At 33.7% G+C, this 15,207-nt stretch carries 15 protein-coding genes; 6 read left to right on the forward strand and 9 right to left on the reverse strand.

The features are described 5' to 3' along the window. Window positions 1-98: 98 nt before the first annotated feature. Both ftsH and rsfS read right to left on the reverse strand, forming a co-directional pair. Window positions 99-2,027 (reverse strand): ATP-dependent zinc metalloprotease FtsH, encoded by a 1,929-nt coding sequence (gene ftsH / locus NYQ10_RS12640; protein ID WP_289876689.1) that lies wholly within the window; start codon window positions 2,025-2,027, stop codon window positions 99-101. Window positions 2,028-2,042: 15 nt separating this feature from the next. After that, entirely contained in the window at window positions 2,043-2,414 is a 372-nt protein-coding gene (rsfS, locus tag NYQ10_RS12645) for a ribosome silencing factor (protein WP_115886694.1), read from the reverse strand. 94 nt (window positions 2,415-2,508) lie between these two features. Between rsfS and NYQ10_RS12650 the strand changes: the two genes are divergently transcribed. Next, window positions 2,509-3,237, forward strand: a complete 729-nt coding sequence (locus tag NYQ10_RS12650) for a biotin--[acetyl-CoA-carboxylase] ligase (RefSeq protein WP_289876690.1) — start codon at window positions 2,509-2,511, stop codon at window positions 3,235-3,237. 182 nt (window positions 3,238-3,419) lie between these two features. Here the strand turns inward: NYQ10_RS12650 and NYQ10_RS12655 are convergent, their stop codons facing one another. Both NYQ10_RS12655 and pyrE read right to left on the reverse strand, forming a co-directional pair. Further along, window positions 3,420-3,812, reverse strand: coding sequence for an SRPBCC family protein (locus NYQ10_RS12655; protein ID WP_289876691.1), 393 nt, complete (start codon window positions 3,810-3,812; stop codon window positions 3,420-3,422). 157 nt (window positions 3,813-3,969) lie between these two features. Next, window positions 3,970-4,614, reverse strand: coding sequence for an orotate phosphoribosyltransferase (gene pyrE, locus NYQ10_RS12660; RefSeq protein WP_289876692.1), 645 nt, complete (start codon window positions 4,612-4,614; stop codon window positions 3,970-3,972). 7 nt (window positions 4,615-4,621) lie between these two features. Between pyrE and NYQ10_RS12665 the strand changes: the two genes are divergently transcribed. Further along, entirely contained in the window at window positions 4,622-5,275 is a 654-nt protein-coding gene (locus NYQ10_RS12665) for an NUDIX hydrolase (protein WP_289876693.1), read from the forward strand. A 518-nt stretch (window positions 5,276-5,793) separates the two neighbouring features. On the opposite strand, the gene NYQ10_RS12670 is transcribed toward NYQ10_RS12665, so the two are convergent. Beyond that, window positions 5,794-7,521: a M14 family metallopeptidase gene (locus NYQ10_RS12670; RefSeq protein ID WP_289876694.1), complete on the reverse strand. Its 1,728-nt coding sequence runs from the start codon at window positions 7,519-7,521 to the stop codon at window positions 5,794-5,796. A 216-nt stretch (window positions 7,522-7,737) separates the two neighbouring features. Between NYQ10_RS12670 and NYQ10_RS12675 the strand changes: the two genes are divergently transcribed. Both NYQ10_RS12675 and NYQ10_RS12680 read left to right on the forward strand, forming a co-directional pair. Continuing rightward, window positions 7,738-9,102 (forward strand): DEAD/DEAH box helicase, encoded by a 1,365-nt coding sequence (locus NYQ10_RS12675; protein WP_289876695.1) that lies wholly within the window; start codon window positions 7,738-7,740, stop codon window positions 9,100-9,102. 220 nt (window positions 9,103-9,322) lie between these two features. Further along, entirely contained in the window at window positions 9,323-9,772 is a 450-nt protein-coding gene (locus NYQ10_RS12680) for a hypothetical protein (RefSeq protein ID WP_229352010.1), read from the forward strand. A gap of 264 nt (window positions 9,773-10,036) precedes the next feature. Here NYQ10_RS12680 and NYQ10_RS12685 read toward each other — a convergent pair whose 3' ends face one another. The 4 genes from NYQ10_RS12685 to NYQ10_RS12700 form a co-directional block, all read right to left on the reverse strand. Then, window positions 10,037-10,615 (reverse strand): PhnA domain-containing protein, encoded by a 579-nt coding sequence (locus NYQ10_RS12685; RefSeq protein WP_289876696.1) that lies wholly within the window; start codon window positions 10,613-10,615, stop codon window positions 10,037-10,039. A gap of 172 nt (window positions 10,616-10,787) precedes the next feature. Further along, window positions 10,788-11,246: a pantetheine-phosphate adenylyltransferase gene (gene coaD / locus NYQ10_RS12690; protein ID WP_229352005.1), complete on the reverse strand. Its 459-nt coding sequence runs from the start codon at window positions 11,244-11,246 to the stop codon at window positions 10,788-10,790. Between the two features lie 123 nt (window positions 11,247-11,369). Continuing rightward, window positions 11,370-12,062, reverse strand: coding sequence for a DUF421 domain-containing protein (locus tag NYQ10_RS12695; RefSeq protein WP_289876697.1), 693 nt, complete (start codon window positions 12,060-12,062; stop codon window positions 11,370-11,372). 106 nt (window positions 12,063-12,168) lie between these two features. Further along, window positions 12,169-13,140: a D-alanine--D-alanine ligase gene (locus NYQ10_RS12700; RefSeq protein ID WP_289876698.1), complete on the reverse strand. Its 972-nt coding sequence runs from the start codon at window positions 13,138-13,140 to the stop codon at window positions 12,169-12,171. 334 nt (window positions 13,141-13,474) lie between these two features. On the opposite strand from NYQ10_RS12700, the gene NYQ10_RS12705 reads away from it, so the two are divergent. Both NYQ10_RS12705 and NYQ10_RS12710 read left to right on the forward strand, forming a co-directional pair. Further along, window positions 13,475-14,095, forward strand: a complete 621-nt coding sequence (locus tag NYQ10_RS12705; protein ID WP_289876699.1) for a PASTA domain-containing protein — start codon at window positions 13,475-13,477, stop codon at window positions 14,093-14,095. Then, entirely contained in the window at window positions 14,085-15,128 is a 1,044-nt protein-coding gene (locus tag NYQ10_RS12710) for an RluA family pseudouridine synthase (RefSeq protein WP_289876700.1), read from the forward strand. The genes NYQ10_RS12705 and NYQ10_RS12710 overlap by 11 nt, the downstream gene beginning before the upstream one ends. Window positions 15,129-15,207 lie beyond the last annotated feature (79 nt).

Below are 15,207 nucleotides of genomic sequence, written 5' to 3' on the forward strand. Positions count from 1 at the left end.
TACATGTTAATTGAAAACGTTCAAAGATAAAAAAATCTTAATTCAAAAGGGTGTTTTGAATTAAGATTTTAAAAATTTATTACGTTTTTCGTAATTATTTATGAAACTACTTCTTCTAAATTTTTATCAAAAGTACGTTTTCCGAAAATATTTTCTAAATCATCTTTAAAGATAACTTCTTTTTCAATCAGAATATCAGCAAGTTGATTCAGTTTGTCTTTGTTTTCTTCTAAAATTTGAATTGCTCTTTGATATTGACCTTCAATTAATTCTGAAATTTCAGCATCGATAATTTTTGCAGTCTCGTCAGAATAAGGTTTAGAAAAACTGTATTCACTTTGTCCGCTTGAATCGTAATAAGTAACGTTTCCAATTTTATCGTTCAATCCGTAAATAGTTACCATTGCACGAGCTTGACGTGTAACTTTTTCTAAATCACTTAAAGCACCAGTTGAAATTCTGTCAAAAGTTACTTTTTCAGCAGCTCTTCCGCCCATTGTAGCGCACATTTCGTCTAACATTTGATCTGTTCTAACGATTTGTCTTTCTTCTGGCAAATACCATGCAGCTCCTAAACTTTGCCCTCGAGGAACGATTGTTACTTTAATAAGTGGTGCAGCGTGCTCTAACATCCAGCTTACAGTCGCGTGACCCGCTTCGTGAATCGCAATTGCTCTTTTCTCTTCTGGAGTAATGATTTTGTTTTTCTTTTCTAAACCACCGATAATTCTATCAACAGCGTCAAGGAAATCTTGTCTGTCTACTGCTGGTTTGTTATTACGTGCAGCAATTAAAGCAGCTTCATTGCAAACGTTGGCAATATCAGCACCAGAGAAACCCGGAGTTTGTTTTGCTAAGAAATCTAAGTCAAGACCTTCAACTTTTTTGATAGGAGCTAAGTGAACTTTAAAAATTTCAGCTCTTTCGCGAATGTCTGGTAAGTCAACAAAAATTTGTCTGTCAAAACGTCCTGCACGCATTAAAGCTTTATCAAGTACGTCAGCTCTATTTGTTGCAGCCAAAACGATTACGTTAGAATTTGTTCCAAAACCGTCCATTTCTGTTAGTAATTGGTTCAAAGTATTTTCTCTTTCGTCATTTCCGCCAGACATATTGCTTTTTCCTCTCGCTCTACCAACAGCATCAATTTCGTCGATGAAGATAATAGCAGGAGATTTTTCTTTTGCTTGTTTGAATAGGTCACGAACACGTGAAGCTCCAACTCCAACGAACATTTCTACGAAATCAGAACCTGATAATGAGAAGAAAGGTACTTGAGCTTCACCAGCAACAGCTTTTGCTAATAAAGTTTTACCTGTTCCAGGAGGTCCTACAAGTAAAGCTCCTTTTGGGATTTTACCTCCAAGATTCGTGTATTTTTCTGGGTTTTTAAGGAATTCAACAATTTCTTGAATTTCTTCTTTAGCGCCTTCTAAACCTGCAACATCTTTAAAAGTTGTTTTAATATCTGTTTTTTCATCAAACAATTTAGCTTTAGATTTCCCGATATTGAAAATCTGTCCGCCACCTCCAGCGCCTCCGCCAGACATTTTACGCATAATGAAAATCCATACACCAACAATGATGATAATAGGAAGTAAGCTGATTAAAATATCACTCCAGTTATTTTTCTGAAGGAAGTTATAATCTTTTAGTTTGCCCTCGCTAACCGCTTTTTCTAATTTAGTCTGAAAAATTTGGTCGCTACCAATTTGATCAAGAGTATAATGAGGTCCTTTGTTAGGCTGTTTGAAAATATCTTCAGCAACTTTTTTGTTTGCCGGGTCTTTAAGAGCCGCAGCATTTAAATATACATCAGCTTCAGCTTTATTGAAAACAATAACTTTTTCAATCTGACCTTTTTCTAAAAGCGTATTGAATTTAGAAGAAGTTAATTGAGCAGGTTCGCTTAAGCTTGATCCTCCTGTGGCAAAACTTATGAATAAAAAAACTAAAAGTATTGCGGTATATATTAACCAAGGACTTATTTTAAATTTATTCGGATTTGGATTATTATCTTTAGCCATTTAGTGAAAGTTTCTTTAGTATTTGTTCTCGATTGTAGTTATTTTGGCATCGCCCCAAAGGCTTTCGATGTTGTAATATTCGCGAATGTGTTTTTGGAATACATGAACCACAATGTGTACATAATCCATTAAAACCCACTCTCCATTATCGGTTCCTTCTACGTGCCAAGGCTTATCTTTTAAGTCTTTTGATACTGTTTTTTGAATTGAGTTTACGATGGCGTTAACTTGGGTGTTTGAGCTACCGTTGCAGATTACAAAATAATCGCATACAGCTGTATCTATTTCTCTTAAGTCAAGAATATCGATATCATTTCCTTTTACTTCTTCAATCCCTTTGATTATGTTCGCCAGTAGAACATCATTATTAATCGTCTTTTTCGCCATGAATTATTTTATATGTGAATTTGTAAAGTTACCAAATTTTGTGATTATTTTTGAACCTTAACAAAATATTAAATTAAGTTATTTAAATTATTTAATGAAACTAATCAAACTCGATGCCATAGATTCTACAAATGACTTTCTAAAGGCTTTATCAAGTCAGGATGAACTGGAGAATTTTACAACGGTAACAGCTGAAAATCAGACAAAAGGAAAAGGACAAGTTGGTGGAGTATGGAAGACAGAAGCTGGTAAAAACTTAACTATGAGCGTTTTGGTTAAAGATTTTCTCTTTAATAATGAAGAAGTTTTCAATTTAAGCCTGCTTGTATCATTATCGGTTGCAGAGGTTTTAAAATCGTTAAATATTCCTAATATTTGCATTAAATGGCCAAACGACATTCTGTCATACAATAAGAAGTTGGTTGGCATATTAATCGAAAATACCTTAAAAAGTGATGGCAGGATCGTGTCAGTTGTTGGAATCGGAATTAATGTTAACCAAACCGATTTTAGCGAACTGCCGACAGCTTCTTCCATTTCTGTAATTTCAGGAAAACCTTTTGATAAAGAAAAATTAGCGGTTTTAATCGTCGAAAAATTAAAAGAGAAAGTTCAATTATGGAAAACTTCATCTGAGAAGTTTTGGAATGATTATTTAAATTTATTGTTTAAAAAGGGAATTCCAACTGCATTTAGAGATACAAACAACCAAGATTTTATGGGAATCATTCAAGGTGTTTCACCAATTGGAAAACTCCAAGTTTTATTAGAAAATGATTCTGTTGCAGAATTTGAGATTAAGGAAGTTAAAATGCTTTATTGAGAGGTGTAAAGTGACAAAGAAACAAAGTGACAAAGGTTTTCTGTAGAGACGCACTGCAGTGCGTCTAACAATTGAAGAAATAAAAACTTAGTGTCTTTGTGCCTTCGTAGCAATAATAAAAAAAGCCCGATCGTTAAATCAGGCTTTTCATTTATAATTCACAATTTACAATTAATCATTAATTATAATTTTTTCATATTGTTTGCTAAAGTTTCGATAAACTTACTGATAGGGCCTTTAACCATCATTGCCATCATAGCGTTAAATTCGCCTTCAAAGAACAATTGAACAGCACTTTCTGAATCAGAAATCGTATCAATGTTTGAAGTCAATGTAAACGGAAGTTTATCACTTGCAGCACCCAAAACGATTTTGTTTGGAGCTGTTTTTTCTTTCATTTTCAATTTGATTTCAGGCATTCCTTTCAATCCAAAAATAAAAGCGTCTTCGCCAGTCACTTCAAATTTAGCGATATTATCTGGCATTAATTTTTCAAAATTCTTAACATCAGTCAATTGATCAAATAAATCTTGAGCTGATTTCTGAACAGTAACTTTTGGACTTTCTAAGTTCATATTTGTTTGTGTTTGTTTATTTTTTTAACGCAAATGTTTTTTTAACGCAAAGAACGCAAGTTTTTTTCTATACTATCACTTTATAAAACGCTAAGTTCGCAAAGCTAAATCAATAAAAAAAGCAAAGCGATTTTTTAGAAAATCTAAAATCTAAAATCTATTCCTGTCCCCAAGTAGAAGGACTTTCGTTCCATTCTAACAAAGTAGACTGTTGGTCTTCAGTGATATATTGTTTTTGAACCGCTAAATCTAATAAGTTTTCATAGTTGCTCAAAGTGAATAAATCCAAATTAGCTTCTTTAAAGTTTTCTTCAGCAACACCAAAACCGTATGTAAAAATCATGACCATTCCTTTAATATTCGCACCTTCGCTTCTTAAAGCTTCCACAGCCATCAAACTGCTTTTTCCAGTACTAATCAAATCTTCGACCACAACAACATTTTGTCCTTTTTGCAAAAAACCTTCCACTTGGTTTTGTCTTCCGTGTTTTTTAGGCTCTGGACGCACATATACGAACGGAAGGCCTAAACTTTCGGCAACCAAAATTCCAACTCCAATGGCTCCAGTAGCAACACCAGCAATCACATCAGGTTTTCCAAATTGTTTTTCGATATTTTTAGCAAATTCATCACGAACATAGTTTCTGATGCTCGGAAATGAAAGAATTAACCTATTATCACAATAAATAGGCGATTTCCAACCAGAAGCCCATGTAAAAGGATTTTCGGGATTCAATTTAATTGCATTTATTTGCAAAAGCAATTCGGCTGTTTTTTCGGCAGTATCTTTATTAAAAATCATAGTACAAATGTATAAAGTTTTTGTAAACGACAAACCACTTTTTTTGACAAATGAAATCTCAAAGGAAACAGATTTCCAATTGTTCTTGTTGGAGAGTATTGATATAGAACAGCTTATCATAAAAATTTTTCAAAATAAAATTCAAAAAGCGATTCTTTATCATCCAGACGAAAGTGAAATGATGAAAACCCTAAAAGCCAAAATTCCCGTAAATAAAGCGGGCGGAGGCTTTGTGTACAATAAAAAAGGTGAGGTTTTATTCATCTTTAGAAACGGAAAATGGGACTTACCAAAAGGTGGAATCGAGAAGGGAGAAGACATTGAAGCTACCGCAATGCGAGAAGTCGAGGAAGAAACGGGTGTAAACCAGTTAAGAATTACCAATAAACTGCAAAAAACGTATCATATTTTCAAACGCAACGGAAAATACAAGCTTAAAATCACGCATTGGTTCGAAATGCATTCTGATTTTGAAGGAACACCGCACGGACAAATTGAAGAAGGAATCGAAAAAGTAGCTTGGTTAAATCCAGAACAAATCAAAGAAGCGCTTAAAAACTCATACGAAAACATAAAATTATTGTTTGAAGAAGAAGAAGTTTCAACAGAAAAAATAGAACCGCCTGTCGCTTATCGATCAGGTCCAAGTTCTAATAATTAAAATTAGGGCGTGCCACCTATAAAAAAAATCCCCAATCAACTTTGCGTTCATTGGGGATTTTTTTTATAGCTGTCGGGCTATCCGCGCTACTTCGGTAGCCTGCTTCTATCCCTCACGTGGAGCTTCACTTTAAGATTAAGTTTGTTTCAAGTTTCAGGTTTTTTCGCTGGATAGAGCGCTAGTATAGATTCATTCCGTTAGGAATGTTTGGTTGGTAGAGAAAAAAATGTTTTTATACTTTTGATAGGAACGTTTCAGTAATGTTATAGATATGTTATTTGCAAAACAAGTGTCCTTAAAGGACACAATACATAACGTTGCAATTATTTCTACCGACAAGATATTCCTAACGGAATATTAAGTGTTTTAATATTATTTTAAATTTAGTCGACCAATGAAACGCTCGTTTCAATTTTAATTCAACTTTGACAAAGTTCTACACGTAAAGCTTTGCGACCTTATCGAAAGCCAAACCCAATTAAAATAAAAAATCTTAGCGCACTTTGCGTTAAAAAAGTCTACAAAACTCGATAAACAGGATACTGCATATGTGCCTTTTCATAATAAACAGAATGCTTGTAAATCCAATCTAATTGCGCTTCAGGATTTTTAGCGAAAGCTGGATCAGATTGTTTTTTAGCTTCTAATTCTGCTTTTAAAGTTGGATTTTCTTTTAAAAGATTTGCCGCAGTATCTTCAAAAATATATTCAGAATAATGTTCTTTCTGCTGTAAAATTGGATCAAAGAAATTCCAGTTAAAGAACGAATCAACGCCTTCTGGTTCAAAAGCTTCTAAAAGATATTTTATACCTTTTTGGTTCGTTGTCACAATGTAATCTCCTTTAACAAAAGCCATTTTAACGATTTTAGAAGTTACGGTTGTATTTCGGTGTAAATAATGTCCTTCGTAAGCAGACGGAACGGTTTTAAAATCGGTAATTCTATAACTTTCAACTTCTATAATTGTATCGTTTTTAATTTGTTTAAACGAGATATTGTTGTTTTTCAAAAGATCAATAATATTCCAATAACCTTTCGGAACAATATAAGCCGTCGGAATCACAACTTCTTTAACCGATTTAAATTCTTTGATGTACGGAACGTCTTTTTTATAAGGTTTGCTTCGGTCATAATACAAACGATTTCCTGTTGTTGCTTCGCTTTTTTTGTAACCCGCTTCATAACCTAAAAATGAAAAAGTAGTCGCTTTTGTGCTGTCCAATTCCCATTTTAAATTGTATGATTTCTTAGGCTGATATTGCTCTAAATTTTTTACTCTCAAATCTTTTATCTTTTGATAATTGGCATCGGTAAAATCCAAAGTCGATTTCATGTATTCGTAGGTCATTTTTACACGTTCGGCATATTTTTTCAACATATGCGTTTCGACCACAAAACCAATCGTATTAAATAGAGAAGTGTAACCCGTAGTATATCTAGGACTATCAACAAACTGCCCAAAACCTTTGTCTGGCGTATCTTTAAAAGAATCGACATAAGGCGTAGTTTCGATTTTCTTTTTCTGAAGATCTTTTACCAAAGCGGGCATCATTTCGTCGTTCATAAAATCGCCCAAAACCGTTCCGAGTTTATTATGTTGTGTCATAATATAAGTTAGTTTGTATTGATAATCAGAACCGTTACTAACGTGATTATCGATAAAAACATCAGCGTTTATCTTTTGGAAAATCTCGACAAAACTTTTTGTATTTCTCGTATCCGATTTCATCAAATCACGATTCAAATCGTAATTTCTTGCATTTCCTCTAAAACCGTAAATTTCTGGTCCGTCCTGATTGGCACGCGTTGTCGAATTTCGGTTCAAAGCTCCGCCAATATTATAAACAGGAATCGTAACCAAAACAGTATTTTTAGGAGCTTTCATTTTTCCTGTTGCCAAATCTCGGTAAAATTGCATAGTTGCGTCGATTCCGTCAGGTTCTCCAGCATGAATTCCGTTATTAACGAATAAAACCGCTTTGGTTTTTTGTATTTTGTCAAAATCAAATTCTTTGTCTGGGTTAAAAGTTACCATATGTAAAGGTTCTCCAGAATCTGTCAAACCCATTTCTTTCATTTGAATAGTTGGAAAATCATTCGCTAGCATTTTAAAATAAGCAATAGTTTCCTGATAAGTTGCCGATTGATTTCCGTTTCCTTTCTCAAAAAACGTGTCGTATTTTTTATTGTTTTGAGCGAAAAGAGTTATCGTGAAAAGTGAAAAGAGAAATGTAAAAAGTTTCATGGTTTTGGGTTTAATCGAAATCAAATATAGGTTTTTTGTTTCAAGTTTCATGTTTGATGCGCGTTGTGTTTTTTTAACCGCAAAGGGCGCAAGGATTTATATGTGGTAGGGTTTTTAAAAAACGCAAAGTTCGCAAAGCTTTGAAAATAAACTTTGCGACCTTTGCGTAAACCTTTGCGCGCTTTGCGGTTAAAAAACTTTCCCTACTTTTGCAAAATGAACAAAAAACACCCTTCCAACGATATACTTTCGAATTTAGGAATTGAGAACCTAAACGAAATGCAGGAAATGGCGCACGATGCCATTTTGAACGAAAACAATGTTTTATTACTTTCTCCAACAGGGTCTGGAAAAACATTGGCGTTTTTGCTTCCAATTTTAGAATTATTACAGCCAGAAATTTTATCGGTTCAATGTTTAATTTTAGTTCCATCTCGTGAATTAGGGCTTCAAATTGAGCAAGTTTGGAAGAAAATGGGAACGCAATACAAAGTTAATATCTGCTACGGTGGACATTCAATTGACACTGAAATTAAAAACTTAAGCAATCCGCCGGCGGTTTTAATTGGAACGCCTGGAAGAATTGCCGATCATATTGACAGAGATACTTTTAGAACCGATAAAATTCAGACTTTAATTTTGGATGAGTTTGATAAATCGCTTCAACTAGGGTTTCACGAACAAATGTCTTTTATTATCGGAAGATTAGCTAAAGTAAACAAAAAGGTTTTGGTTTCGGCAACTTCAGATATCGAAATTCCGAAATATACACGCGTTGTAAATCCAACTATTTTAGATTTTATTCCAGAAGAAGAGGAAAAAGCAAATCTTTCTATGAAAATGGTGATTTCGCCAGCGAAAGATAAACTGCCAAGTTTGTTCAATTTGATTTGTTCGCTGAAATCAGAATCGGCTATTATTTTCTGTAATCACCGTGATGCGGCAGAACGAATTAGCGATACTTTAAACGAAAAAGGAATTTATTCGGTGTATTATCACGGCGGAATGGATCAGGAAGAACGTGAACGCGCTTTGATTCAGTTTAGAAATGGAAGTGTTACGTATTTAGTTACGACAGATTTGGCAGCCAGAGGTTTGGATATTCCAGAAATGAAACACGTTATTCATTATCATTTGCCTTTAAAAGAAGACGAGTTTACACATAGAAACGGTCGTACAGCGCGTATGCAGGCGACTGGAACGGCGTATATTATCATTCACGAAAGTGAAAAACAATTAGACTACATTGATTACGAAATGAAAGTTTTGGATGTCGAAGGAAAAGTTTCGCTTCCAAATCCGCCTCAATTTCAAACTATTTATATCAGTGGCGGAAAGAAAACTAAACTGAATAAATTTGATATTGTCGGTTTCTTTTCTCAAAAAGGAAAACTAGAAAAAGACGATTTGGGATTGATTGAAGTAAAAGATTTCGTTTCGTTTGCAGCAGTAAAATTCAATAAAGTTAAAGATTTGCTGAAAAATGTAAGAGATGAAAAGATGAAAGGCAAAAAGTTTAAAATTGAAGTTGCGCGTAACGTGATTAAAAAAGTAGAAGAGGAGAAGAAAGGGAAATATTGATTTTAGATAATTTAGAAGAAAGAGGCAAGAGGCAAGATTCTAGCACAAAGATTAGAATTTAAATCTGACTTTTATAGGTTTATCTTTTTGTTTTTCAATGTTTTAAGAAGTTGTAACTAACTTTTACAATTTTATGTTAAAAAAATAATGGTTTGATAGGTGTTTTTTCAATATTTCTATGTTTTTTTGCTATAGTAAAATTGTAAACCCCAAATTCATTATGAAAAACATTATTACCATTGCTGCTTTGTTCTTTAGCTTTATTTCGTTTGCACAAATCAAAGTTCTTGAAACTGTTCCTGTTGAAAAATTAGGAAAAGTAAACAACAATTACATTCAAAAAATTGGAGACGAATACACAGTGTATTACACTACTATTCTAACTGATGATGATGATTCTTCTAATTTGAGAAAATTTTCATTCAAAAACCTTAATAATGATTACAATAACCTATACAACATCATTATGGGAGGTTTTACAGCAACACCTTTGTACGATATCAAATTAGAATTACCTAACAATTACATTTGGTTGCACTACACAGGAAACGTTGTTCCAGATAAAGCTACAGTTCAATTTATGGTTTCTAGCAAAGAAAGAGACGCTGCTACAAACAATGTTTCTGAGCCTTTAGTAAAAGATCAAATCAGTAAATTATTTCAGAAATAATTTTCTTTAAACAATATATTTAAAAGCCTGTTCAGTTTTATGAACGGGCTTTTTTGTTTCAAGTCTCAGGTTTCAAGTTTATAAACTTACCTTCAATTTTAACGCAAAACACGCTAAGTTTTTTTTATTTTAAAGGCTTTGTAAAAGCGGAAAGTTCGCAAAGCTTTGTAATAAAACTTTGCGAACTTTGAGTTAATAATTGCGGCTTTGCGGTAAAACTAAAAATCTTAGAATCTTAGCAACTTAGAACCTTAGCGTCTTTTTTTATATCTTCTTAACATATTGCGTAATAATCACAATCTGTTGTCCATCAACTTTTCCTTCTATATATTCGGCATTTTCGTGATCTAGACGAATGTTTCTAACTGCAGTTCCTTGTTTAGCAACCATGCTAGAACCTTTTACTTTAAGATCTTTAATTAAAACTACAGAATCTCCGTGTTGTAGTACTACGCCGTTACTGTCACGGTGAACTAATTTATTTTCGTCTTCTTCGCCTTCTCCAGTTGCTTTTGCCCATTCTAGCGTATCTTCATCCAAATACATCATGTCTAGTAATTCTTGTGGCCAGCCAGCTGAACGTAAACGGCTTAACATTCTCCACGCTACAACTTGTACAGGAATATTTTCATTCCACATACTGTCGTTAAGGCATCTCCAGTGATTTAAATCGACGTTGTCTGGATTTTCGATTTGGTCAATACAAGTGTTACAGGCTAATATAGCTTCATCAATTCCGCCTTTTTTGGTTGGAAGAACTTGATAAACTTTTAAATTTTCTTCAGCTCCACAAAGTTCACATTTAGATCCGCTTCGTTTGCTTAATTCTCTTTCGATGCTCATTATTTATTGTTTGTTTTAAAAATGCGAAATTACTTATAATTTGCTTCGCTGGCAAGTTTTTCTGTTTTAGTCATTGCGAGGAATTAAGCAATCTCATTTGCTAGATTTACTATAGTGTGTTTGCTTCGTTCCTCGCAATGACTTCAAGAGCTTGGATTATTTTCAATAGATTTTATTTCTTCACTCGAACCGCATTCGGAACCAGCATTTCATATTCGCCACCATGACGCAATACATCGCGCACAATGCTTGAACTGATGAAAGATGTACTTGCAGCAGTCAATAAGAAAACAGTTTCTATTTTCGAAAGTTTTCTATTGGTGTGAGCAATTGCTTTTTCAAATTCGAAATCCGCTGGATTACGAAGTCCTCTAAGAATAAAATTAGCTTTTAATTTTTTTGCTAAATCTATTGTTAAGCCTTCATAGGTGATAACCGAAATCTTTGGTTCGTTTTTAAATGTTTCTTCAATAAAACGTTTTCGTTCTTCTAAAGAAAACATGTATTTTTTTTCGGCATTAACACCAATTGCAATTACAATTTCATCAAATAAAGGAAGTCCTCTTTTGATAATATCTTCGTGTCCAAGTGTAATTGGGTCAAATGATCCTGGGAATATTGCTTTTCGCATTTCTTTAAGTTTCTAAGGTTCTAAGGTTCTGAGATGCTAAGATTCTAAGTTTTATTAGGATTGTGTTGAATCTTATTTTTTCTTTTTGTGAATTTGAAATTCTCTTTTTTGAAATTTTATACTTTATGTTATTCTTTTTGTGTTAATTGCTTCAACCCATTCGTCTTTTTTGCATACCTTACAATTTGCTGTTCCTGCTTTTTGTTCTTGAGTGTGCCCACAGAAACTACAGGAATAAATGCCATCAGACGGAATGAATTTGCTTTTTGCGTAGAATAAAGAAGGTAAAATAGGTAATCCGTATCCAACATCTTTGTCTTCGTAATAAAAAACGCTTATTTCTCCACTGGTTTCAATAAACGCGTGTTTTACTTGACCTAAATGTTCTATTGATTTGATACGCAATTCTGCGAAAAACTCGTCTTGCGCCAGACTTTCTTTTTTGAAAGTTGAAACAGAGAATTTTCCGTCATTAATCAAGCACTCCGTTTTTCCTTCAATAAATTCTTCAAACTTTTTGCTTTTTCCTGTCAACCAAGTTACCGAACGGTATAAAATAATAATTACAGTAAATACAATTGCGGCCGGAACTATTCCGACATCTTCATAAAACATTGGGTCGCCAGCGGCAGAACCTAATGCGATAATAATTACGGTTTCAAAGATTGATAATTGTTTTACACCTCTTTTCCCTGCTAATTTTAAAGTTAGCAACAAAATGATAAACATTACCGTTGAACGAAATATTACTTCAAAAATAAAAGCTTCTGGCAAGCTGTTAAAAAATAATCTATCCCACTCAAATATTTCTTTCATTTTTTTAAGGTGCTAAGGTTCTGAGATTCTAAGTTACTAAGTTTTCTGCCTTAAAAAACAAAAAGTGCTAAAATCTTAGAATCTTAGCACCTTAGTATCTTAGTAACTATGCCAAAGCTAACTCAATAGCATTTGTAAATAAATCTTCTAGCGAAATTCCGGCTGCTTTTGCTTGCTGCGGAATCAAACTTTCTGTTGTTAAACCTGGAATTGTGTTCATTTCCAACATATACGGTTCGTCGTTTACAATAATGAATTCGCTTCTTGAGAAACCTTTCATTTTTAAAACTTCGTAAGCGCGTTTTGCAGTTTCTCCCACTTTTTGAGTCAATTCGTCAGAGATTCTTGCTGGCGTTATTTCTTGCGATTTTCCTTCGTATTTGGCTTCGTAATCAAAGAAATCATTGTCTGAAACAATTTCTGTGATTGGTAAAACTTTAATTTCTCCTTTATAATTGATTACACCAACAGAAACTTCAGTTCCGTCAAGGAAACTTTCAATAATGATTTCGTTATCTTCTTTGTAAGCGACTTCAATTGCTATTGGAAGTTCTGCTTCCGTTTTTACTTTTGAAATTCCGAAACTTGAACCCGCTTTATTTGGTTTTACGAAACAAGGAAGTCCAACTTTTTTAACGATTTCAGCTGTATTGATTTCGTCTCCTTTATTCAAATAATAAGAAATAGCGGTTTTGATTCCGTATGGTTTTAAAACCGATAATAAATCTCTTTTGTTGAATGTTAATGCAGATTGGTAATAATCGCAAGAAGATTGTGGCAATCCGATTAATTCAAAATATGCTTGCATTAATCCATCTTCACCTGGAGTTCCGTGAATCGCGTTGAAAACACAGTCAAATGTGATTTTTTCGCCGTTTACAGTTACAGAAAAATCATTTCTGTCTATTGGAAATTCAGCATCATTTTGGTCTACATAAACCCATTTCTCCTTAAAAATATGAATTCTGAATCCGTTGTATTTTGTTTTGTCAAGATATTGGTAAACGACATTTCCGCTGATTAGAGAAATTTTGTATTCGCTAGAATAGCCGCCCATGATGATGGCAATGTTTTTCATGTTTTTGTTTCAGGTTTTAATTTGTTTCAAGTTTCAGGTTTTATCGTAAATCTGTTTTGAAACTTTATTTGATATGATTTTTTAATAAATAACGTTCTTATGAAACCGAGTGCCCTAGCCCCGATAGAGCCGGTATCTCCCGATTTAGAAAAACAAGGCTTTTTAGCCGTAGTTTTTGTTTATCAGGAATATAGGCGAAAGCGGGAAATAGCTCCTGAAAATTATCCTTAGTCTTTACTCAGGATGACAATCTCGAGACTTTCATGTTTTAAACAAAATTATCATTTTTTTTGAAACGAAATACTTTATCTTTGTCGCTATTAAAAATAAATTTATGAGTTTACGTCAGTATTTAACAAGTCGAGTTTTTTTCTTGCAATTGCTTGCGGCCGCAGCTATTATCGCGGTTATTGGTTACTTATTTATGCATTGGTTAACTTTTACAACAGATCACGGACACGAGATTGCTGTTCCGAATTTGTCTAAATTGACCGAGGAACAAGTGGAAAATAAATTAGACGAACTGGATTTAGATTATGTTCTTTTAGACAGTGTTGATTACAGAAGTGAATTTCCAAAATATAGTGTCGTAGAGCAAGATCCGCTTCCTGGAACTATGGTAAAAGTGGGTAGAAAAATTTATATTAAGATTAATGCTTCGGGCTTTTCTTCTGTGAAAATTCCTGATTTAATCGAAAAAACATATCGTGAAGCTGTGCCAACTTTAAAAGCTTTAGGTTTAGAACTTGGAACGATTACTTATATTCCGAATCTTGGAAAAGATATGGTCTTGGAAATGCGTCTAAAAGGCAGAAATTTAAAAGTAGGAGATCGTGTGCTTAAAGCGTCTAAAATTGATTTAGTTTTAGGTGACGGAAAAGCAAGTTATGTTGATGAAAGCCAGGCAGACAGTACAGCTGCTGCGCCTGCAGAAACCCCAAATGATGAACAATAATATTGAAGAAAATTTAGATCTGGAAGACGAATTATTCGAACATTACAGATTTGAAGTCCCAAAAGGTCAAGCGTTTTTACGTATTGACAAATATTTAATGTATTTGATTCCGAATGCCACTAGAAATAAAATTCAGAACGCGGCAACAAACGGAAATATCTTTGTTAATGATATTCCTGTAAAATCAAATTACAAAGTAAAACCTTTTGATGTAATAACTGTAATGTTGTCGCATCCACCGTTTGAAAATCATATTCTTCCTGAAGATATTCCGTTGAATATTGTTTATGAAGATGATGCTCTTTTACTGATTAATAAAGAGCCTGGAATGGTTGTGCATCCAGGTCACGGAAATTATACAGGAACTCTTGTAAATGCTTTGGCACATCATTTTGATAATTTGCCAATGAACAGCAGCGAACGCCCAGGTTTGGTTCACCGAATTGATAAAGATACTTCTGGACTTTTGGTTGTAGCCAAAACAGAAGCTGCAATGACGCATTTAGCAAAACAATTTGAAGCGAAAACTACCGAACGTGAATATATTGCTTTGGTATGGGGAAATGTTGTTGCTGAAAGCGGAACAATTGAAGGAAATCTAGCAAGACACTTGAAAGACCGCATGCAAATGGCTGTTTTTGATGATCCTGAAATTGGTAAACCTGCCATTACACATTATAAAGTTTTGGAACGTTTTGGTTATGTGACTCTTATTTCTTGTAAACTAGAAACAGGAAGAACGCACCAGATTCGTGCGCACATGAAACATATCGGACATCCATTATTTAATGATGAACGTTACGGCGGACATTTGATTCTAAAAGGAACGACTTTTACAAAATACAAACAGTTTATTGAAAATTGTTTTAAAGCTTTACCTCGTCAGGCGTTGCATGCAAAAACGCTTGGATTTATTCATCCAAATACTGGTGAATTAATGCGTTTTGATACTGAATTACCGCAAGATTTTCAGGATTGTATCGAGAAATGGCGTAATTATGTGAAATCGCACAATGTTGAAGATGAGGAATAATTAGATAATTTGTCAATTATAAAATTAGATAATTTTTTTGAACACAAATTCCACTAATTTGCACAGATTAATTTCGTGT

The organism is Flavobacterium johnsoniae, assembly GCF_030388325.1.
Classification (GTDB): Bacteria; Bacteroidota; Bacteroidia; order Flavobacteriales; family Flavobacteriaceae; genus Flavobacterium; species Flavobacterium johnsoniae_C.

Excerpts from the sequence above, each read along its gene's own strand:
- NYQ10_RS12705 (WP_289876699.1), top strand. The coding sequence starts at position 13,475 with ATGAGTTTACGTCAGTATTTAACAAGTCGAGTTTTTTTCTTGCAATTG.
- NYQ10_RS12675 (WP_289876695.1), top strand. The coding sequence starts at position 7,738 with ATGAACAAAAAACACCCTTCCAACGATATACTTTCGAATTTAGGAATT.
- ftsH (WP_289876689.1), bottom strand. The coding sequence starts at position 2,027 with ATGGCTAAAGATAATAATCCAAATCCGAATAAATTTAAAATAAGTCCT.
- NYQ10_RS12665 (WP_289876693.1), top strand. The coding sequence starts at position 4,622 with ATGTATAAAGTTTTTGTAAACGACAAACCACTTTTTTTGACAAATGAA.
- rsfS (WP_115886694.1), bottom strand. The coding sequence starts at position 2,414 with ATGGCGAAAAAGACGATTAATAATGATGTTCTACTGGCGAACATAATC.
- pyrE (WP_289876692.1), bottom strand. The coding sequence starts at position 4,614 with ATGATTTTTAATAAAGATACTGCCGAAAAAACAGCCGAATTGCTTTTG.
- NYQ10_RS12680 (WP_229352010.1), top strand. The coding sequence starts at position 9,323 with ATGAAAAACATTATTACCATTGCTGCTTTGTTCTTTAGCTTTATTTCG.
- NYQ10_RS12670 (WP_289876694.1), bottom strand. The coding sequence starts at position 7,521 with ATGAAACTTTTTACATTTCTCTTTTCACTTTTCACGATAACTCTTTTC.
- NYQ10_RS12655 (WP_289876691.1), bottom strand. The coding sequence starts at position 3,812 with ATGAACTTAGAAAGTCCAAAAGTTACTGTTCAGAAATCAGCTCAAGAT.
- NYQ10_RS12695 (WP_289876697.1), bottom strand. The coding sequence starts at position 12,062 with ATGAAAGAAATATTTGAGTGGGATAGATTATTTTTTAACAGCTTGCCA.
- NYQ10_RS12710 (WP_289876700.1), top strand. The coding sequence starts at position 14,085 with ATGAACAATAATATTGAAGAAAATTTAGATCTGGAAGACGAATTATTC.
- NYQ10_RS12700 (WP_289876698.1), bottom strand. The coding sequence starts at position 13,140 with ATGAAAAACATTGCCATCATCATGGGCGGCTATTCTAGCGAATACAAA.
- NYQ10_RS12685 (WP_289876696.1), bottom strand. The coding sequence starts at position 10,615 with ATGAGCATCGAAAGAGAATTAAGCAAACGAAGCGGATCTAAATGTGAA.
- coaD (WP_229352005.1), bottom strand. The coding sequence starts at position 11,246 with ATGCGAAAAGCAATATTCCCAGGATCATTTGACCCAATTACACTTGGA.
- NYQ10_RS12650 (WP_289876690.1), top strand. The coding sequence starts at position 2,509 with ATGAAACTAATCAAACTCGATGCCATAGATTCTACAAATGACTTTCTA.